The 14,220-nt window shown below is 66.6% G+C and carries 15 protein-coding genes; 5 read left to right on the top strand and 10 right to left on the bottom strand.

The features are described from left to right. Window positions 1-117: 117 nt before the first annotated feature. The 5 genes from sdhC (at window position 118) to AB4Y72_RS02580 (ending at window position 4,654) form a co-directional block, all read left to right on the top strand. Window positions 118-498, top strand: coding sequence for a succinate dehydrogenase, cytochrome b556 subunit (gene sdhC, locus AB4Y72_RS02600; protein ID WP_091250876.1), 381 nt, complete (start codon window positions 118-120; stop codon window positions 496-498). Between the two features lie 3 nt (window positions 499-501). Continuing rightward, on the top strand, window positions 502-996 hold the full coding sequence (locus AB4Y72_RS02595; RefSeq protein ID WP_441424616.1) for a succinate dehydrogenase hydrophobic membrane anchor subunit: 495 nt from the start codon (window positions 502-504) through the stop codon (window positions 994-996). Between the two features lie 178 nt (window positions 997-1,174). After that, window positions 1,175-2,974, top strand: a complete 1,800-nt coding sequence (gene sdhA / locus AB4Y72_RS02590; protein WP_441424615.1) for a succinate dehydrogenase flavoprotein subunit — start codon at window positions 1,175-1,177, stop codon at window positions 2,972-2,974. Between the two features lies 1 nt (window position 2,975). Continuing rightward, on the top strand, window positions 2,976-3,758 hold the full coding sequence (locus AB4Y72_RS02585; RefSeq protein WP_441424614.1) for a succinate dehydrogenase iron-sulfur subunit: 783 nt from the start codon (window positions 2,976-2,978) through the stop codon (window positions 3,756-3,758). 131 nt (window positions 3,759-3,889) lie between these two features. Next, entirely contained in the window at window positions 3,890-4,654 is a 765-nt protein-coding gene (locus tag AB4Y72_RS02580) for an alpha/beta hydrolase family protein (protein ID WP_441424613.1), read from the top strand. Here AB4Y72_RS02580 and AB4Y72_RS02575 read toward each other — a convergent pair. The 10 genes from AB4Y72_RS02575 to glyA form a co-directional block, all read right to left on the bottom strand. Continuing rightward, window positions 4,617-5,783, bottom strand: a complete 1,167-nt coding sequence (locus tag AB4Y72_RS02575; protein ID WP_441424941.1) for a YihY/virulence factor BrkB family protein — start codon at window positions 5,781-5,783, stop codon at window positions 4,617-4,619. The two genes, AB4Y72_RS02580 and AB4Y72_RS02575, sit on opposite strands and share 38 nt — an antisense overlap. After that, window positions 5,728-6,339, bottom strand: a complete 612-nt coding sequence (locus AB4Y72_RS02570; protein WP_441424612.1) for a 2'-5' RNA ligase family protein — start codon at window positions 6,337-6,339, stop codon at window positions 5,728-5,730. The genes AB4Y72_RS02575 and AB4Y72_RS02570 overlap by 56 nt, the downstream gene beginning before the upstream one ends. Window positions 6,340-6,343: 4 nt before the next feature. Beyond that, window positions 6,344-7,450: a tryptophan--tRNA ligase gene (gene trpS / locus AB4Y72_RS02565; protein WP_441424611.1), complete on the bottom strand. Its 1,107-nt coding sequence runs from the start codon at window positions 7,448-7,450 to the stop codon at window positions 6,344-6,346. Window positions 7,451-7,467: 17 nt separating this feature from the next. Beyond that, entirely contained in the window at window positions 7,468-8,301 is an 834-nt protein-coding gene (locus AB4Y72_RS02560; protein ID WP_441424610.1) for an exodeoxyribonuclease III, read from the bottom strand. 10 nt (window positions 8,302-8,311) lie between these two features. Beyond that, the gene (locus AB4Y72_RS02555) at window positions 8,312-8,875 is read right to left on the bottom strand and encodes a hypothetical protein (RefSeq protein ID WP_441424609.1); all 564 of its coding nucleotides are present in this window, start codon (window positions 8,873-8,875) and stop codon (window positions 8,312-8,314) included. A gap of 117 nt (window positions 8,876-8,992) precedes the next feature. After that, on the bottom strand, window positions 8,993-9,841 hold the full coding sequence (locus AB4Y72_RS02550; protein ID WP_441424608.1) for an ABC transporter permease: 849 nt from the start codon (window positions 9,839-9,841) through the stop codon (window positions 8,993-8,995). Next, on the bottom strand, window positions 9,838-10,683 hold the full coding sequence (locus AB4Y72_RS02545) for an ABC transporter permease (protein ID WP_441424607.1): 846 nt from the start codon (window positions 10,681-10,683) through the stop codon (window positions 9,838-9,840). The genes AB4Y72_RS02550 and AB4Y72_RS02545 overlap by 4 nt, the downstream gene beginning before the upstream one ends. Continuing rightward, window positions 10,676-11,653, bottom strand: a complete 978-nt coding sequence (locus AB4Y72_RS02540; RefSeq protein WP_441424606.1) for an ABC transporter ATP-binding protein — start codon at window positions 11,651-11,653, stop codon at window positions 10,676-10,678. The genes AB4Y72_RS02545 and AB4Y72_RS02540 overlap by 8 nt, the downstream gene beginning before the upstream one ends. A gap of 168 nt (window positions 11,654-11,821) precedes the next feature. Then, entirely contained in the window at window positions 11,822-12,745 is a 924-nt protein-coding gene (locus AB4Y72_RS02535) for a bifunctional methylenetetrahydrofolate dehydrogenase/methenyltetrahydrofolate cyclohydrolase (protein ID WP_441424605.1), read from the bottom strand. Between the two features lie 3 nt (window positions 12,746-12,748). Beyond that, window positions 12,749-14,047 carry a serine hydroxymethyltransferase gene (gene glyA, locus AB4Y72_RS02530; RefSeq protein WP_441424604.1) on the bottom strand — a complete coding sequence of 433 codons (1,299 nt, stop codon included), beginning with the start codon at window positions 14,045-14,047 and terminating at the stop codon, window positions 12,749-12,751. Between the last annotated feature and the right edge of the window lie 173 nt (window positions 14,048-14,220).

Raw genomic sequence — 14,220 nt, 5'->3', positions numbered from 1 at the left:
GAATAAGCTGTTAGCGAAGCCTAGATTTAGGCTTGAGCTTACGAGTGCTCTCGCAGCAGGCGTTCCCCCCGCGTGGATCCCATGCCAGCGCCGCTGTGTTGCAGGGAGGTTTATTCAGTGCCGACAAAACCAGCTGGCACCTTGTACCGCGGCCGTGAAGGCATGTGGTCCTGGGTTGGACACCGCATTACCGGTGTAGTGATTTTCTTCTTCTTGTTGGTCCACGTGCTGGACACCTCATTGGTGCGTGTGTCCCCCGAGGCCTACACCGCCGTCATTGGTGCCTACAAGAACCCCCTCATGGCCCTGGGTGAAACGGGCCTTGTCGCAGCGATCGTCTTCCACGCCTTCAACGGCCTGCGGATCATCGCCGTCGACTTCTGGAAGAAGGGTGCCAAGTACCAGCGTCAGATGCTCTGGACGGTCCTGGGCCTCTGGGTCGTCGTCATGGCCGGCTTCGCCATCCGCCACCTGTCCCTCGCGCTTGGAGGTCACTAAGCCATGACTGCAACAATTCAAAGCCCACGCAGTGGAAAACCCAGTAGCGGAAAACCCACTAGTGGGAAGATCCAGCCGAAGTACCGCCGCACCGGTTCTTCCAAGGGCAACTTCGAGATGCTCGCCTGGCTCTTCATGCGGCTCTCCGGCGTTGTGCTGGTGGTGCTGATCTTCGGCCACCTGACCGTCAACCTGCTGGTCGGCGAGGGCATCCACGCGATCGACTTCGGCTTCGTGGCCGGCAAGTGGGCGGACCCGTTCTGGCAGGTCTGGGACCTGGCCATGCTGTGGCTCGCCATGCTGCACGGCACCAACGGTGTCCGCACCATCATCAACGACTACGCCGAGAAGGACGCCACCCGCCTGTGGCTGAAGATTGTGCTCTACGCGGCCACCACGGTCATCATCATCCTGGGCACCCTGGTCATCTTCACGTTCAACCCGTGCCCCGTGGCCAACGGCGTCCAGCTTCCCGGCGGTTTCTGCCCTGCACCTTAGGGCGCAGCCGTAACCACGGAGCCGCCGCGGACCGCCGCCCCATCGGGCAGGCACTGGCGGTCCGCCGCGGCACCTGATCTTCCCTGCCGAGCGCAGGCGCAGATTGCACGAGACTTCACCGCGCAGGCACGTACCTGCCGGTGGGTTACAGCGAATTTTGAGAGAAAGAGCATCTGGTATGCAGGTCCATAAGTACGACGTCGTGATCGTCGGTGCCGGTGGCGCCGGGATGCGCGCGGCGATCGAATCAGGTCAGCGCGCCCGAACAGCAGTACTGACCAAGCTCTACCCCACCCGGTCCCACACCGGCGCGGCCCAGGGCGGCATGTGCGCAGCCCTGGCCAACGTCGAAGAGGACAACTGGGAATGGCACACCTTCGACACCATCAAGGGCGGCGACTACCTGGTTGACCAGGACGCAGCCGAGGTCATGGCGAAGGAAGCGATCGACGCCGTCCTGGACCTGGAAAAGATGGGCCTGCCGTTCAACCGCACGCCCGAGGGCCGCATTGACCAGCGCCGGTTCGGCGGCCACACCCGCGACCACGGCAAGGCCCCGGTCCGCCGCGCCTGCTACGCCGCAGACCGCACCGGCCACATGATCCTGCAGACCCTGTACCAAAACTGCGTCAAGCACAACGTCGAGTTCTACAACGAGTACTACGTCCTGGACCTGCTCACGGTCGAGGAAGACGCGGTCCGCGAGGACGGCACCCCGTACAAGCAGAAGCGTGTTGCCGGCGTCGTGTCCTACGACCTCGCCTCGGGCGAACTGCACGTCTTCCAGGCCAAGTCCGTGGTGTTCGCCTCCGGCGGCGCCGGCAAGGTCTTCAAGACGACCTCCAACGCCCACACCCTCACCGGCGACGGTATGGGCATCGCGTTCCGCCGTGGCATCCCGCTGGAGGACATGGAGTTCTTCCAGTTCCACCCGACAGGCCTCGCCGGCCTGGGCATCCTGCTGTCCGAGGCCGCCCGCGGCGAAGGCGCCATCCTGCGCAACTCCGAGGGCGAACGCTTCATGGAGCGCTACGCCCCCACCATCAAGGACCTCGCCCCGCGCGACATCGTGGCCCGCTCCATGGCCAACGAAGTCCGTGAGGGACGCGGCTGCGGCCCGAACAAGGACTATGTCCTGCTGGACCTGACCCACCTTGAGCCCGCGCACATCGACGCCAAGCTGCCGGACATCACCGAATTCGCCCGCACCTACCTGGGTGTGGAACCGTACACGGAGCCGGTTCCGGTATTCCCGACGGCGCACTACGCCATGGGCGGCATCCCCACGAACATCAGCGCCGAGGTCCTGCAGGACAACGACACGGTGGTCCCGGGCCTTTACGCGGCCGGCGAGGTCGCCTGCGTCTCTGTCCACGGCTCCAACCGGCTGGGCACCAACTCGCTGCTGGACATCAACGTGTTCGGCAAGCGCGCCGGCATCGCCGCCGCCGAATACGCCAAGACCGCGGACTTCGTGGAACTCCCGGCGGACCCGGAGGCCTACACCCTGGACCTGCTGGACCACGTCCGGACCTCCGACGGCACCGAGAAGGTCGCTGCGATCCGCAAGGAACTGCAGGACACCATGGATGCCAACATGCAGGTGTTCCGCACCGCCGACACCCTGAACCAGGTCCTGAGGGACATCGCGTCCTTCGAGGAGCGGTACCAGCGCATCAGTGTCCAGGACAAGGGCAAGCGCTTCAACCTGGACCTGCTCGAGGCCGTGGAACTGGGCTTCCTGCTGGAACTCGCCAAGGTCATGACCGTGGCGGCCCTGCACCGCGAAGAGTCCCGCGGCGGTCACTTCCGCGAGGACTTCCCCGAGCGCGACGACGAAAAATTCATGAAGCACTCCATGGCGTACAAGGATGAGCATGCTCCGGCGGATGGTTCCGCCGAGTCGATCGCCGGCATCCGGCTTTCCACCAAACCGGTGGTCTTTACGCGCTACGAGCCGATGGTGAGGAAGTACTAAGATGAGCGCTGAACTCGCTGAGCCAGCATCCAAGATCGAACTGCCCGCCGGCGTCGGCGGGGGTGGGGAAATCCCGTCCTTCGACGTCCACCTGCGTGTGCGCCGCTACAACCCGGAGGTCTCCGAGGAGTCCACGTGGGACGACTTCCACGTGACGATGTACGGCACCGACCGTGTCCTGGATGCCCTGCACAAGATCAAGTGGGAAATCGACGGCAGCGTCTCCTTCCGCCGCTCCTGCGCCCACGGCGTCTGCGGTTCCGATGCCATGCGCATCAACGGCCGCAACCGCCTGGCCTGCAAGACCCTGCTGAAGGACCTGGACACGTCCAAGCCCATCACGGTCGAGCCGATCAAGGGCCTGCCGGTGGAGAAGGACCTGATCGTGGACATGGAGCCGTTCTTCCAGTCCTTCCGGGAGGTCATGCCGTTCCTGATCAACCGCGGCCATGAGCCCACCAAGGAACGCCTGCAGTCCGCCGAGGACCGCGAGCGGTTCGACGACACCACCAAGTGCATCCTGTGCGCCGCGTGCACGTCGTCCTGCCCGGTGTTCTGGACCGACGGACAGTACTTCGGCCCGGCGGCCATCGTCAACGCGCACCGCTTCATCTTCGATTCCCGCGATGATGCAGGCGACATGCGCCTGGAGATCCTCAACGACAAGGAAGGCGTGTGGCGCTGCCGCACCACCTTCAACTGCACCGAGGCCTGCCCGCGCGGCATCCAGGTCACGCAGGCCATCGCCGAGGTCAAGCAGGCCATTTTGGCCCGCAAGATCTAGGACCTGGCTCGCCAGACCAACAGGGCCAGAAACCAAAAAGCCAGAACCACGAAGAAACAGACGACGGCGCCTCTCACCTTTTTGGGTGGGGGCGCCGTCGTCGTCTGCCCGCTCACACGAAAGGGGACACCGTGTCCCGCTCAGAAAAAATCTCCTTCCAGGGATCCACCGGCGAGCTCCTTTCCGGCGTTGTAGACCTGCCCGACGGCCCGCTGAAGGGTTGGGGCGTGTTCTCGCACGGCTTCACCCTGGGCAAGGACAGCCCCTCGGCGTCGCGGATGTGCAAGGCCCTGGCGGACAACGGCGTGGGCATGCTCCGGTTCGACAACCTGGGGCTCGGCGAGTCCGCCGGGATGTGGTCGGAGGGGTCCTTCAGCCACAAGGTGGCCGACACCGTCAAGGCGGCCGAATTCATGCGGGACTCGGACCGGGGAGTGTCCTTGCTCGTGGGCCACTCGTTCGGCGGCGCCGCCGTGCTGTCCGCCGCGCGGCAGATCCCGGAGCTGAAGGCCGTGGCGACGGTGGGGGCGCCCTTTTCGCCCAAGCACGTGGCCCACGTCTTTGACGCCGCGCTGGACCGGATCCTGAACGAGGGCAGCGCCGAGGTGGACCTGGGCGGCAAGCGGGTGGAGATCCGCCGGCACTTTGTCGAGGACCTGGAAAACGCGGACCTGACCGACTGCATCCGGCAGCTGCACAAGCCGCTCATGGTGCTGCACTCCCCCACCGACAACACGGTGGGGATCGAGAACGCCAGCACCATTTTCCAGACGGCACGCCACCCGCGCAGCTTCGTCTCGCTGGAGGGCAGTGACCACCTCCTGACGGGCAAAGGCCAGGCGGCCCGTGCGGCGAAGATTATTTCGGCGTGGGCCGACCAGTACCTCGACGCCTGAACGCGGCGGACAGCGACCCGCGGCGGGCACGGTGCTCTACCGGCGTTTTGCCCGGCTGGACGCGCCTGGAACCCCACCCGATGGTCGCGTTGGCGGGGCCGGCCTTGAGGTCCACTTCCCGGATGGCCACCCACGCTGCGCAGACCACGTACACCTGGCTGACCAAGTTGAACCAGATCAGCAGGCCGATGATGATGGCGAAGGGCGCCAGGATGGGGTTCTTGCCCGCGCTGGCCAGCAGCTGGGTGCTGAAGATCTGCAGCACGGTGGTGCCCACCGCGGCGAGGATGGTCCCCTCCAGCAGGGAGCGCCGGGCCGGCTTCAGTCCCGCGGCCACCCGATACATGATCACGGCGGTACCCCAGCCGAGCAGCAGCGGCACGACGATCTGGATGGAGGTCGTGAGCGGCCCGGCCACCACCGGATCGAGGTGCAGCTGCTCGGTCACCCACCCCGCAGCGGTGCCGAACACGAGGGAGACGGCGGAGCTGACCACGAGGGCCACTCCCATCAGGAGCAGCGTGCCAATGTCCTTGAGGATCTGCAGGACCGGGTTCATCACCAGAGGGCCGAGCTGCATCATGCTGCGAACACCGTCGCGGATGCCGCTGATCCAGCCCAGGGACGTGAACACCGTGACGACGGCGGCGATCGCGGCGGCCCAGCCAAGGCTGGCGGGGTTCAGCAGCTGATAGGGATCAACGAGCCCCTCGCTGCCGTCGACCTTCAAGAGGCCCGGCGCGGCGGTGGCCACGCTCTTGATGATCTGGTCCAGCAGGGCCGGGTTTCCGCTGAGGAAGATGCCGGCGATCGCGAATCCGGTGGCCAGCAGACCCGTGATGGAGAAGAACATCCTGAACCCGATGCCGGCACTCAGGAGGGCGCCGCGCTGGCGGAGATAGTGCATGTACGCGCGCATGGGCAACAGCATGTTGACCCGGGCCAGCAGCCACATGACCATGGCCATCAGTGACGCCGGTCCCCCGCCGCCGGAGCGCCGAACCCTGCCCCACTCGACCCTCTTGCGGATGACTTCCAGTTTCAGCCCCGCCAGGTCGGTGGGAAGCGGCGGCTCAGCGGGCGCCTGCGGTGCCGTCCTGGCCTCTGTCGTCGTCAGGTTTGGTCCCAAAGTCAAGCTCTTCCCGTAGCTGCCAGATGCCGTTGTCGTCGTGTTCGTAAAGTCCCATGCTAGCGACCGGAAACGTGGCCCTGTAATCCTTGAGGACCGTTTCGGCCTCATCGAGGCTCTCCGGGGCGACGTCGTGCGCGACGGTAACGTGCGGATGGTAGTCGAACGGCAATTCCCGCTCCAGCGGACCGGACTGCAGCTGTCGGTGCAGGTTCACGCAGGTCCCGAAGCCGTCCTCCACGTTCAGGTAGACCACCGGGGATACCGGCCGGAAAGACCCCGTCCCCGCGATGGTCACCGTGAACGGCTCCTGCCTGCGTGCCACGTCCCGGACATGGTCGCAGGTCGCTTCCCAGTCCTGCGTCATGGTGGTGGTGACCAACGTGATGTGGGCCGGGACGACGGCGGCCATCGGGTCCCCGAATGATGCGCGCCAACGCTGGAGCTCCTCAGCGATGTCCGCCGGGAAGCTCAGGATCACACCGATGCTGATGCCTTCGCTGCGCTGCCCGTTCGACGTGGCAGCTTTCGCGGTGACTTTGCTGACGGAGGACATTGACCTAGCGGCCCCCGTGGGAGCCGGCGTACGGCAGGAACCCCACCTTGGCGTAGACGTCGCGCAGGGTGACGGAGGCGATCTCCCGGGCCTTGTCGGCGCCGAGGGCCAGCAGCCGGTCCAGCTCCGCGGGATCGTCCAGCAGCTCGTTGGCGCGGTTCCGGATCGGCGTCAGGTGCTCCGTGACCGCTTCGGCGAGATCGACCTTGAGGTGGCCGTACATCTTGCCCTCGTAGGCGGCGACAAGGGCGTCAACGCTCTGCCCGGTGATTGCCGAGTAGATGGTCAGCAGGTTGGACACGCCCGGCTTCGTTTCACGGTCGAACCGGATTTCCGTCTCCGCATCCGTCACGGCGGACTTGATTCGCTTCGCGGTGACCTTGGGATCGTCGAGCAGGTTGATCAGGCCCGCCGGCGACTCCGCGGACTTCGACATCTTGGCGGTCGGGTGCTGCAGATCGTAGATCTTGGCCGATTCCTTCTGGATGAAGGGCTGGGGCACCGTGAACGTCTGGCCGAAGCGGGAATTGAACCGCTGCGCCAGGTCACGGCTCAGTTCCACGTGCTGGCGCTGGTCCTCGCCCACGGGGACACCGTGCGGCTGGTACAACAGGATGTCCGCCGCCTGCAGGATGGGGTAGGTGAAGAGGCCGACGCTCGCCTGCTCCGAACCCTGTTTGAGGGCCTTGTCCTTGAACTGGGTCATCCGGGACGCCTCGCCGAACCCGGTGATGCAGTTCAGGACCCAGGCCAGCTGGGCATGCTCGGGCACCTGGGACTGGACGAACAGCGTGCACTTCTCGACGTCCACGCCGCCGGCAATGTACTGCGCCGCCGTGACCCGGGTGCGGTGGGCCAATTCGGCAGGATCCTGCGGAACGGTGATCGCGTGCAGGTCCGGGATGAAGAAGACGGCGTCGTACTCGTCCTGCATCCGGACCCAGTTCACGAGGGCCCCAATGTAGTTGCCCAGGTGCAGGGAGCTGGCAGAGGGCTGCATGCCGGAGAGAATGCGGTGCCGGGCCGCGGAGGTTGCCGGGGCGGCTTTGCCGGCGGCTGTCTCAGCGTCAGGGGCGACGCCGGCGTCGGTCACAGTGGAAGTAGAGGTCATTCGTGGAAGCCTTAAGACTAGAGCCGGTAGTCCACTACCAGCGGGGCGTGGTCGGAGAAGCGCGTATCCCAGGACAGTGCCCGGTCAACGACGGCCGACACTGCCGCAGCAGCGAGGGCAGGCGTGGCCATGTGGTAATCGATGCGCCAGCCCGTGTCGTTGTCGAAGGCCTGGCCCCGTTGCGACCACCAAGTGTAGGGGCCGTCGACGTTACCCGCCAGGCCCCTGTGAACATCCTTCCAGCCGATCTCCTCGCCGAAGAAGCGGTCAAAATAGGCCCTCTCCTCCGGAAGGAAGCCGGCACGTTTGACGTTGCCCTTCCAGTTCCTGATATCCAGCTCCGTGTGGCCGACGTTGAGGTCGCCCACCACGAGTGCGTGATCGCTGTGCTTGGCCAATTCGGGAAGCCGCCGGATCATGACGTCCAAGAAACGGAACTTGTCCTCCTGCTTGGGTGTGCCGGCCTCGCCCGAGTGCACGTAGGCGCTGACGACGGTCAGCCGTGAGGCCTGCCCTGCCGCATCCCGGACGGTGTAGTCCGCCTCGACCCAGCGTCCTGCCGTGGCGAAGTAGTCCTCCCCGATGCCCACGCGGGTGGCCAGCGGCTCTTCGCGGGAAGCGATCGCGACGCCGGCCCGGCCCTTGGCCTCGGCCTCTGCGTGCAGGATGAACCAGCCCTCGCCCAGCAGCTCCTGGACGATCGCGTCAGGGGCGCGGACCTCCTGGAGGCAGAGAATGTCCACCTCGCGCGGCTCAAGCCACTCCGCCATGCCCTTCTTGTAGGCGGCACGAAGGCCATTGACGTTGACTGATGCGATGCGAAGGTGGTCCTTCTCCAATGCCGAGCTCACCCGATCCACTCTAGTCGATGATGGTTCCGCTGACGGGTTCGTCGCCGCCGGAGGAGGATTTGATCATGTCCCGCGCGTTGGTCGCGGTGATCTCGATGGTCTCCAGCGCCCGGCGGATCGAGTCCTGGTCCGCGGCGTCGCCCTTGGCGCGCTCCTGCTCGACCACGCGGACCTGAACCTGGACAATCTTGAAGGAGTGGTCCAGCTTCATGTCGCGCACGCTTTCGGCGCCCCGGCCCTCGCTGACCACGCGGGTGCCGCCGTGGTCCACGCTGCCGGCCGTCGGTGCCCGGCCGGTGGCGGCGTTGAAGGCGTTCTGGGCCTCGTCGAGCCTGGCCCCGGCCTTCTTGGCGGCCCGCTGGATGCTGAACACCACAAAGGCGGCCAGCGCCAGCCAGGCGCCGGCGATGGCGGCAACGATCCAGCCCACGACGTCGTTCTGGTTGGCCGCGAAGATCACGGCAACCGTGAAGGCGATGATGAAGACCAGCATCCCCGGCCCGCTGATGCGGAACATGGAGAACCGGCCCGTGGCCGTGGTGGACGTGGACGCGGAGCTACCCAGAGATTGCATGTGCCCATTATCGCAAACGTGGCCGGCCGGCCGCGGCGCTTCCACCCGGGGCGAACGGCACCTGCGACTGGATTAGCTCAGGACCAGGCAGAACGGGTGGCCGCCCGGGTCCGGGGCCTATTTCAGGAACAACCGGCGCAGGCGGCCCGTGGTGAGCATGACGCCGAGGCCAATCATGACGAGGTAGTAGCCGATGTGCACGGCCGTGGCCGGGCTGAACACACCCACGCTGATCTGCCGCAGCAGTTCCACACCGTGCCACAGCGGCATGGCCTGGATGAACCATTGGATGGGCTGCGGATAGACGCTGAGCGGGTAGAACGTGGCGCTGAAGAGGAACATCGGCAGCATCACGAAGTTGATCCAGTCCATTTGCTGGAACGTCTTCATGAAGCTCGTGATCCCCATGCCGAAGCTCGCGAAGCCAAAGGCGATCAGCACCGCGGCCGGGATCATCAGCACGGCCCACGGCGTGGTGATCAGGCCCATCACGGCCATGACGGCGGTGAAGCCGGTGGCGTACATGGCCCCGCGCAGCAGGGCCAGGAAAATTTCGCCCATGGCGACATCCATCGGCCCCAGCGAGGTGTAGAGCATGCCCTGGTAGAGCTTGGCGAAGTTCATCTTGAAGAAGACGTTCCAGGTGGAGTCATAGACGGCGCCGTTCATCGCCGAGACCGCCAGCAGCGCCGGGGCGATGTAGGCGGCGTAGCTGATCTCCTGGCCGCCCGGGCCCTGGACGGACCCGACGATTGCGCCCAGGCCCACGCCCATGGAAATCAGGTACAGCACGGGCTCGAAGAAACCGGAGACCATGACCATCCAGTTGCTGCTCTTGGTGGCCATGAGCCCGCGGGCGACGACGGCGCGGACGTTGCGGGAATAGATAGGCCCGAAGCGCCGGCGCCGTGCGGCTTCGGTGACGCTGTGGTCCCCCGGGCTGAGACTTCCGGTGAGTACGCTCATGAGGCCATCCTTTTGGCGAACTGGCGTTTGGTCAGGACCCAGCCGCCTGCTGCCAGGGCCAGCAGGAAGACGACGTGGACGATGGTGAGCCACGGCTCTTCCTCGTACCCGTAGCTGACCACGCGGCCGAGTTCCGTCCCGTGCCAGATCGGGGAGATCCAGCCGATCCAGCGAACGCCCAGCGGAAGCGTGTCCAGGGGGAAGAACGTGCCGGAGAACAGGAACAGCGGCATGACGATGAACCGCATGACCATGGCGAACTGGCCCCGGTCCTCCTTGATGGTGGCCGCGTAGGCCATGAGCGGCAGGCCGAAGGACAGCCCGGCGAGGGTGGCGATGAGGATCGAGACCCAGGCCCAGGCGCCGGGGGCGGCCCCGAACAGCGCCACGACGGCAAAGTAAATGGCCGACTGCAGCAGGAAGCGGGCGGTGACGGCGATCACCTGGCCGCCGGCGATCTGTTCCGGAGTCAGCGGGGAGGCGTGCGGGCCGTAATAGACGCGCCGCCATTTGAAGCCGTCCATCACCGGGAAGGTGAACTCGTTGGCGGCCGTCATAACCGCCGCGGAGATCAGCAGGGCGGGCGCGATGAAGGTCAGGTAGCTGACCCCGCCGAAGGCGCCGGCCCCGTTGGCCTCGACGAGGGTGGCCAGGCCCACGCCCATCGCGAACAGGTAGGCCACCGGCTGTCCCACGCCGTACATGACGATGGTCCAGCCGTAGCCCTTCATGACCCGCAGGACTTGTTCGGCGTAGTAGAAGGCGCCCCAGCGGCGGGCGCGGGCAGCCGAGACTGCCGGTGAGTGCGCGCGCAGTGCCGGCGCCGCCGTCGTGTTAGTCAACGAGGCTCCTGCCGGTCAGGCGCAGGAAGACGTCTTCCAGCGAGGAGCGGCGCACCAGCGACGTGACCGGCCGCAGGCCGCGGCTGGTGACCTGCTCCAGGGCGGCCTCGCCGTCGTTGGCGTAGATGAGCACCCGGTCCGGCAGCGTCTCCAGGCGTTCGCCGATGCCTTCGAGTTCCGCGCCGACGCTCGCATTGCGCTCCGAGCCGAAGCGCAGTTCGAGGACCTCCCGGGTGGAGTAGTCGCGGATCAGGCTGGCCGGAGATCCCTCGGCCATGATCCTGCCCTTGTCCACCACGATCAGGCGGTCGCACAGCTGCTCGGCCTCGTCCATGTAGTGGGTCGTGAGGATCAGGGTGACACCCTGCTCCTTGAGCCGGAACAGCCGGTCCCAGAGGATGTGCCGCGCCTGCGGGTCCAGGCCCGTCGTCGGCTCGTCCAGCAGCAGGATCCGGGGTTCGTTGATGAGGGAGCGGGCGATCGTCAGGCGCCGTTTCATGCCGCCGGACAAGGCGTCCACCTTTGACTTGGCCTTGTCCGTGAGCTGGGCGAACTCCAGCAGCTCGTCGGCCTTGGGCTTCAGGTAGCTCATGGGCAGGCCGAAGTAGCGGCCGTAGACCAGCAGGTTGTCCCGGACTTTCAGTTCCTCGTCCAGGTTGTCCTGCTGCGGCACGACGCCCAGGTGCGCGCGGACCTCCGGCCCGTGCTGTTCGGGGTCCAAGCCCATGATGCTCAGGTTGCCGGAGGTGCGCTGCGAGACCCCGCCGATCATCTTCATGGTGGTGGACTTGCCGGCGCCGTTGGGGCCGAGCAGTCCGAAGGCTTCCCCGGCGGGGACGCGGAAGGAGATGCCGTCGACGGCGGTGACGTCGCCGTAGCGTTTGGTGAGGTTTTCGGCGGTGATGACGTACTGCGGAGCGGCGTCGGAGGGGCTGTTTACGCGTGATTCTTTGGAGGCAAGTTCGGACACCCGCACTACGGTAGTGGATCCCCGCAAACTATGAAAGAGTCTTTTCGTAAAAACTCCTGACGTATCCGTTCCGTTATGCCCGCCGGCCGCGACGAGCGCGGACTCCCGCGGTGGCTGCGCCTGCCGGGGCGGCGCGGGCGGGGGGGGCCCCSCCACCGCGGGGGCGGCTCAGGCGAGTCCGGGGTGGCGCCCCTCTGCCACGTGGCGCTCCGCGGTTTCCACCACGTTGGCGAGCAGCATGGCGCGGGTCATCGGCCCCACTCCCCCGGGATTCGGCGAGATCCAGGCAGCGACCTCGGCCGCGGCAGGATCAACGTCGCCCGTGACCACGGCCTTGCCGTTACCATCGTCCACCCGGCTGACGCCGACGTCGAGCACAATCGCACCGGGCTTGAGGTCGCCGGCCTTGATCATGTGCGGCTGCCCGGCGGCGGCGATCACGACGTCGGCCTGCCGGAGTTCCGCCGGCAGGTCGACCGTTCCGGTGTGGGCCAGGATGACCGTGGCATTGACGTCCTTGCGGGTCAGCAGGAGCCCCACCGGCCGGCCGATGGTGACGCCGCGGCCCACCACGAGGACACGCTTGCCGTTCAGGCTGATGCCGTGCCGGGTCAGGAGCTCCACGCAGCCCTTGGGCGTGCAGGGCAGCGGGGACGTCATGGGCCCGCTGACGTTGGCCACGAGCCGGCCCAGGTTCATCGGGTGCAGGCCGTCGGCGTCCTTCTCAGGATCCATGGCCTCCAGGATGACGTCCTGGTCGATGTGCTTGGGCAGCGGCAGCTGCACAATGTAGCCCGTGCACGCCGGGTTCTCGTTGAGTTCCCGGACCACGGCCAGCAGTTCTTCCTGCGTGGTGTCCTCGGGCAAGTCGCGGCGGATGGACGTGATGCCCACCTCGGCGCAGTCCTTGTGCTTGCCGCCGACATACCAGGTGCTGCCGGGGTCGGAGCCCACCAGGATGGTGCCCAGTCCGGGGGTGACGCCCTTGGCCTTGAGGGCGGCCACGCGTTCGGTCAGCTCGGCCTTGATGGCGGCGGCAGTGGCCTTGCCGTCGAGGATCCGGGCTGTACTTGCCGTCTTAGAGGAAGTCATGGGCTACCACTGCTCGTGCTGCGGGTACAGCGGGAAGTCGGCGGCGAGTTTGTCGACGCGGGCCTGCAGGGCCTCGATATCGGTGGCAGCGCCGGACTTCAGCGCCGTGGCGATGATGTCCGCAACCTCGGTGAACTCCTCGGCGCCGAAGCCGCGGGTGGCCAGGGCCGGGGTGCCGATGCGCAGGCCGGAGGTGACCATCGGCGGGCGGGGGTCGAACGGCACGGCGTTGCGGTTGACGGTGATGCCCACGGAGTGCAGGAGGTCCTCGGCCTGCTGGCCGTCGAGCTGGGAGTTGCGCAGGTCCACCAAGACCAGGTGCACGTCGGTGCCGCCGGTCAGGACGGAGACGCCGGCGCCGGCGACGTCGGCCTGGCCGAGGCGGTCGGCGATGATCTTGGCACCTTCAAGAACGCGTTCCTGGCGTTCCTTGAATTCCTCGGTGCCGGCGATCTTGAAGGCCACGGCCTTCGCGGCGATCACGTGCATGAGCGGGCCGCCCTGCTGGCCGGGGAACACGGCGGAGTTGAGCTTCTTGGCCCATTCCTGCTTGGCCAGGATCACGCCGGAGCGCGGGCCGGACAGGGTCTTGTGCACCGTGGAGGTGACGACGTCGGAGTGCTCCACCGGGCTCGGGTGCAGCCCGGCGGCGACAAGGCCGGCAAAGTGTGCCATGTCGGTCCAGAGCAGGGCGCCGACCTCGTCGGCGATCGAGCGGAACGCGGCGAAGTCGAGGTGCCGCGGGTAGGCGGACCAGCCGGCGATGATCACCTGCGGCTTTTCGGCGATGGCCTGCTCGCGCAGCTTGTCCATGTCGATGCGGAAGTTGTCTTCCTCGACCTGGTACGCGGCCACGTTGTACAACTTGCCGGAGAAGTTCAGCTTCATGCCGTGGGTGAGGTGCCCGCCGTGGGCCAGGGACAGGCCCAGGATCTTGTCGCCGGGCGTGATCATGGCGGCGAGCGCGGCGGCGTTGGCCTGCGCACCGGAGTGCGGCTGCACGTTGGCGTATTCGGCGCCGAAGAGTTCCTTGACGCGGTCGATCGCGAGCTGCTCCGCGACGTCGACGTACTCACAGCCGCCGTAGTAGCGGCGTCCGGGGTAGCCCTCGGCGTACTTGTTGGTCAGGACGGAACCCTGGGCTTCCATCACGGCGCGCGGGGCGAAGTTTTCGGAGGCGATCATTTCCAGGGTGCCGCGCTGGCGGCCCAGCTCCTGGGCCAGGACGGCGGCGATTTCCGGGTCGAGTTCGGCCAGCGGCTGGTTGCTCACGGCGGCTGAGGTGGCGGTAGTAGTAGTCACGAGGAACTCCTGGTAGGCAACGGGTACGGCTATTGGTCAGGCTACCGGCTGGCCCGTTGCACCGCCCTTTGATTACGGGCCCCTTCTCAGCGGGCCGCGACAGCGGCGGTTGGCACCCTGGACGGGTGCCGGCAACGGCGTGGCAGCGGCGGTGCTGCCAACCGGTAAGACAT

This window comes from Arthrobacter sp. YAF34 (assembly GCF_052113245.1).
GTDB lineage: Bacteria > Actinomycetota > Actinomycetes > Actinomycetales > Micrococcaceae > Arthrobacter.
This window is presented reverse-complemented; position numbering and strand designations above follow the sequence as displayed.

What these genes read in the sequence shown, in the direction of transcription:
- AB4Y72_RS02555 (WP_441424609.1), bottom strand. Translation starts at nt 8,875, where the DNA reads ATGCAATCTCTGGGTAGCTCCGCGTCCACGTCCACCACGGCCACGGGC.
- AB4Y72_RS02585 (WP_441424614.1), top strand. Translation starts at nt 2,976, where the DNA reads ATGAGCGCTGAACTCGCTGAGCCAGCATCCAAGATCGAACTGCCCGCC.
- trpS (WP_441424611.1), bottom strand. Translation starts at nt 7,450, where the DNA reads ATGACCTCTACTTCCACTGTGACCGACGCCGGCGTCGCCCCTGACGCT.
- AB4Y72_RS02550 (WP_441424608.1), bottom strand. Translation starts at nt 9,841, where the DNA reads ATGAGCGTACTCACCGGAAGTCTCAGCCCGGGGGACCACAGCGTCACC.
- AB4Y72_RS02595 (WP_441424616.1), top strand. Translation starts at nt 502, where the DNA reads ATGACTGCAACAATTCAAAGCCCACGCAGTGGAAAACCCAGTAGCGGA.
- sdhA (WP_441424615.1), top strand. Translation starts at nt 1,175, where the DNA reads ATGCAGGTCCATAAGTACGACGTCGTGATCGTCGGTGCCGGTGGCGCC.
- AB4Y72_RS02570 (WP_441424612.1), bottom strand. Translation starts at nt 6,339, where the DNA reads ATGTCCTCCGTCAGCAAAGTCACCGCGAAAGCTGCCACGTCGAACGGG.
- AB4Y72_RS02535 (WP_441424605.1), bottom strand. Translation starts at nt 12,745, where the DNA reads ATGACTTCCTCTAAGACGGCAAGTACAGCCCGGATCCTCGACGGCAAG.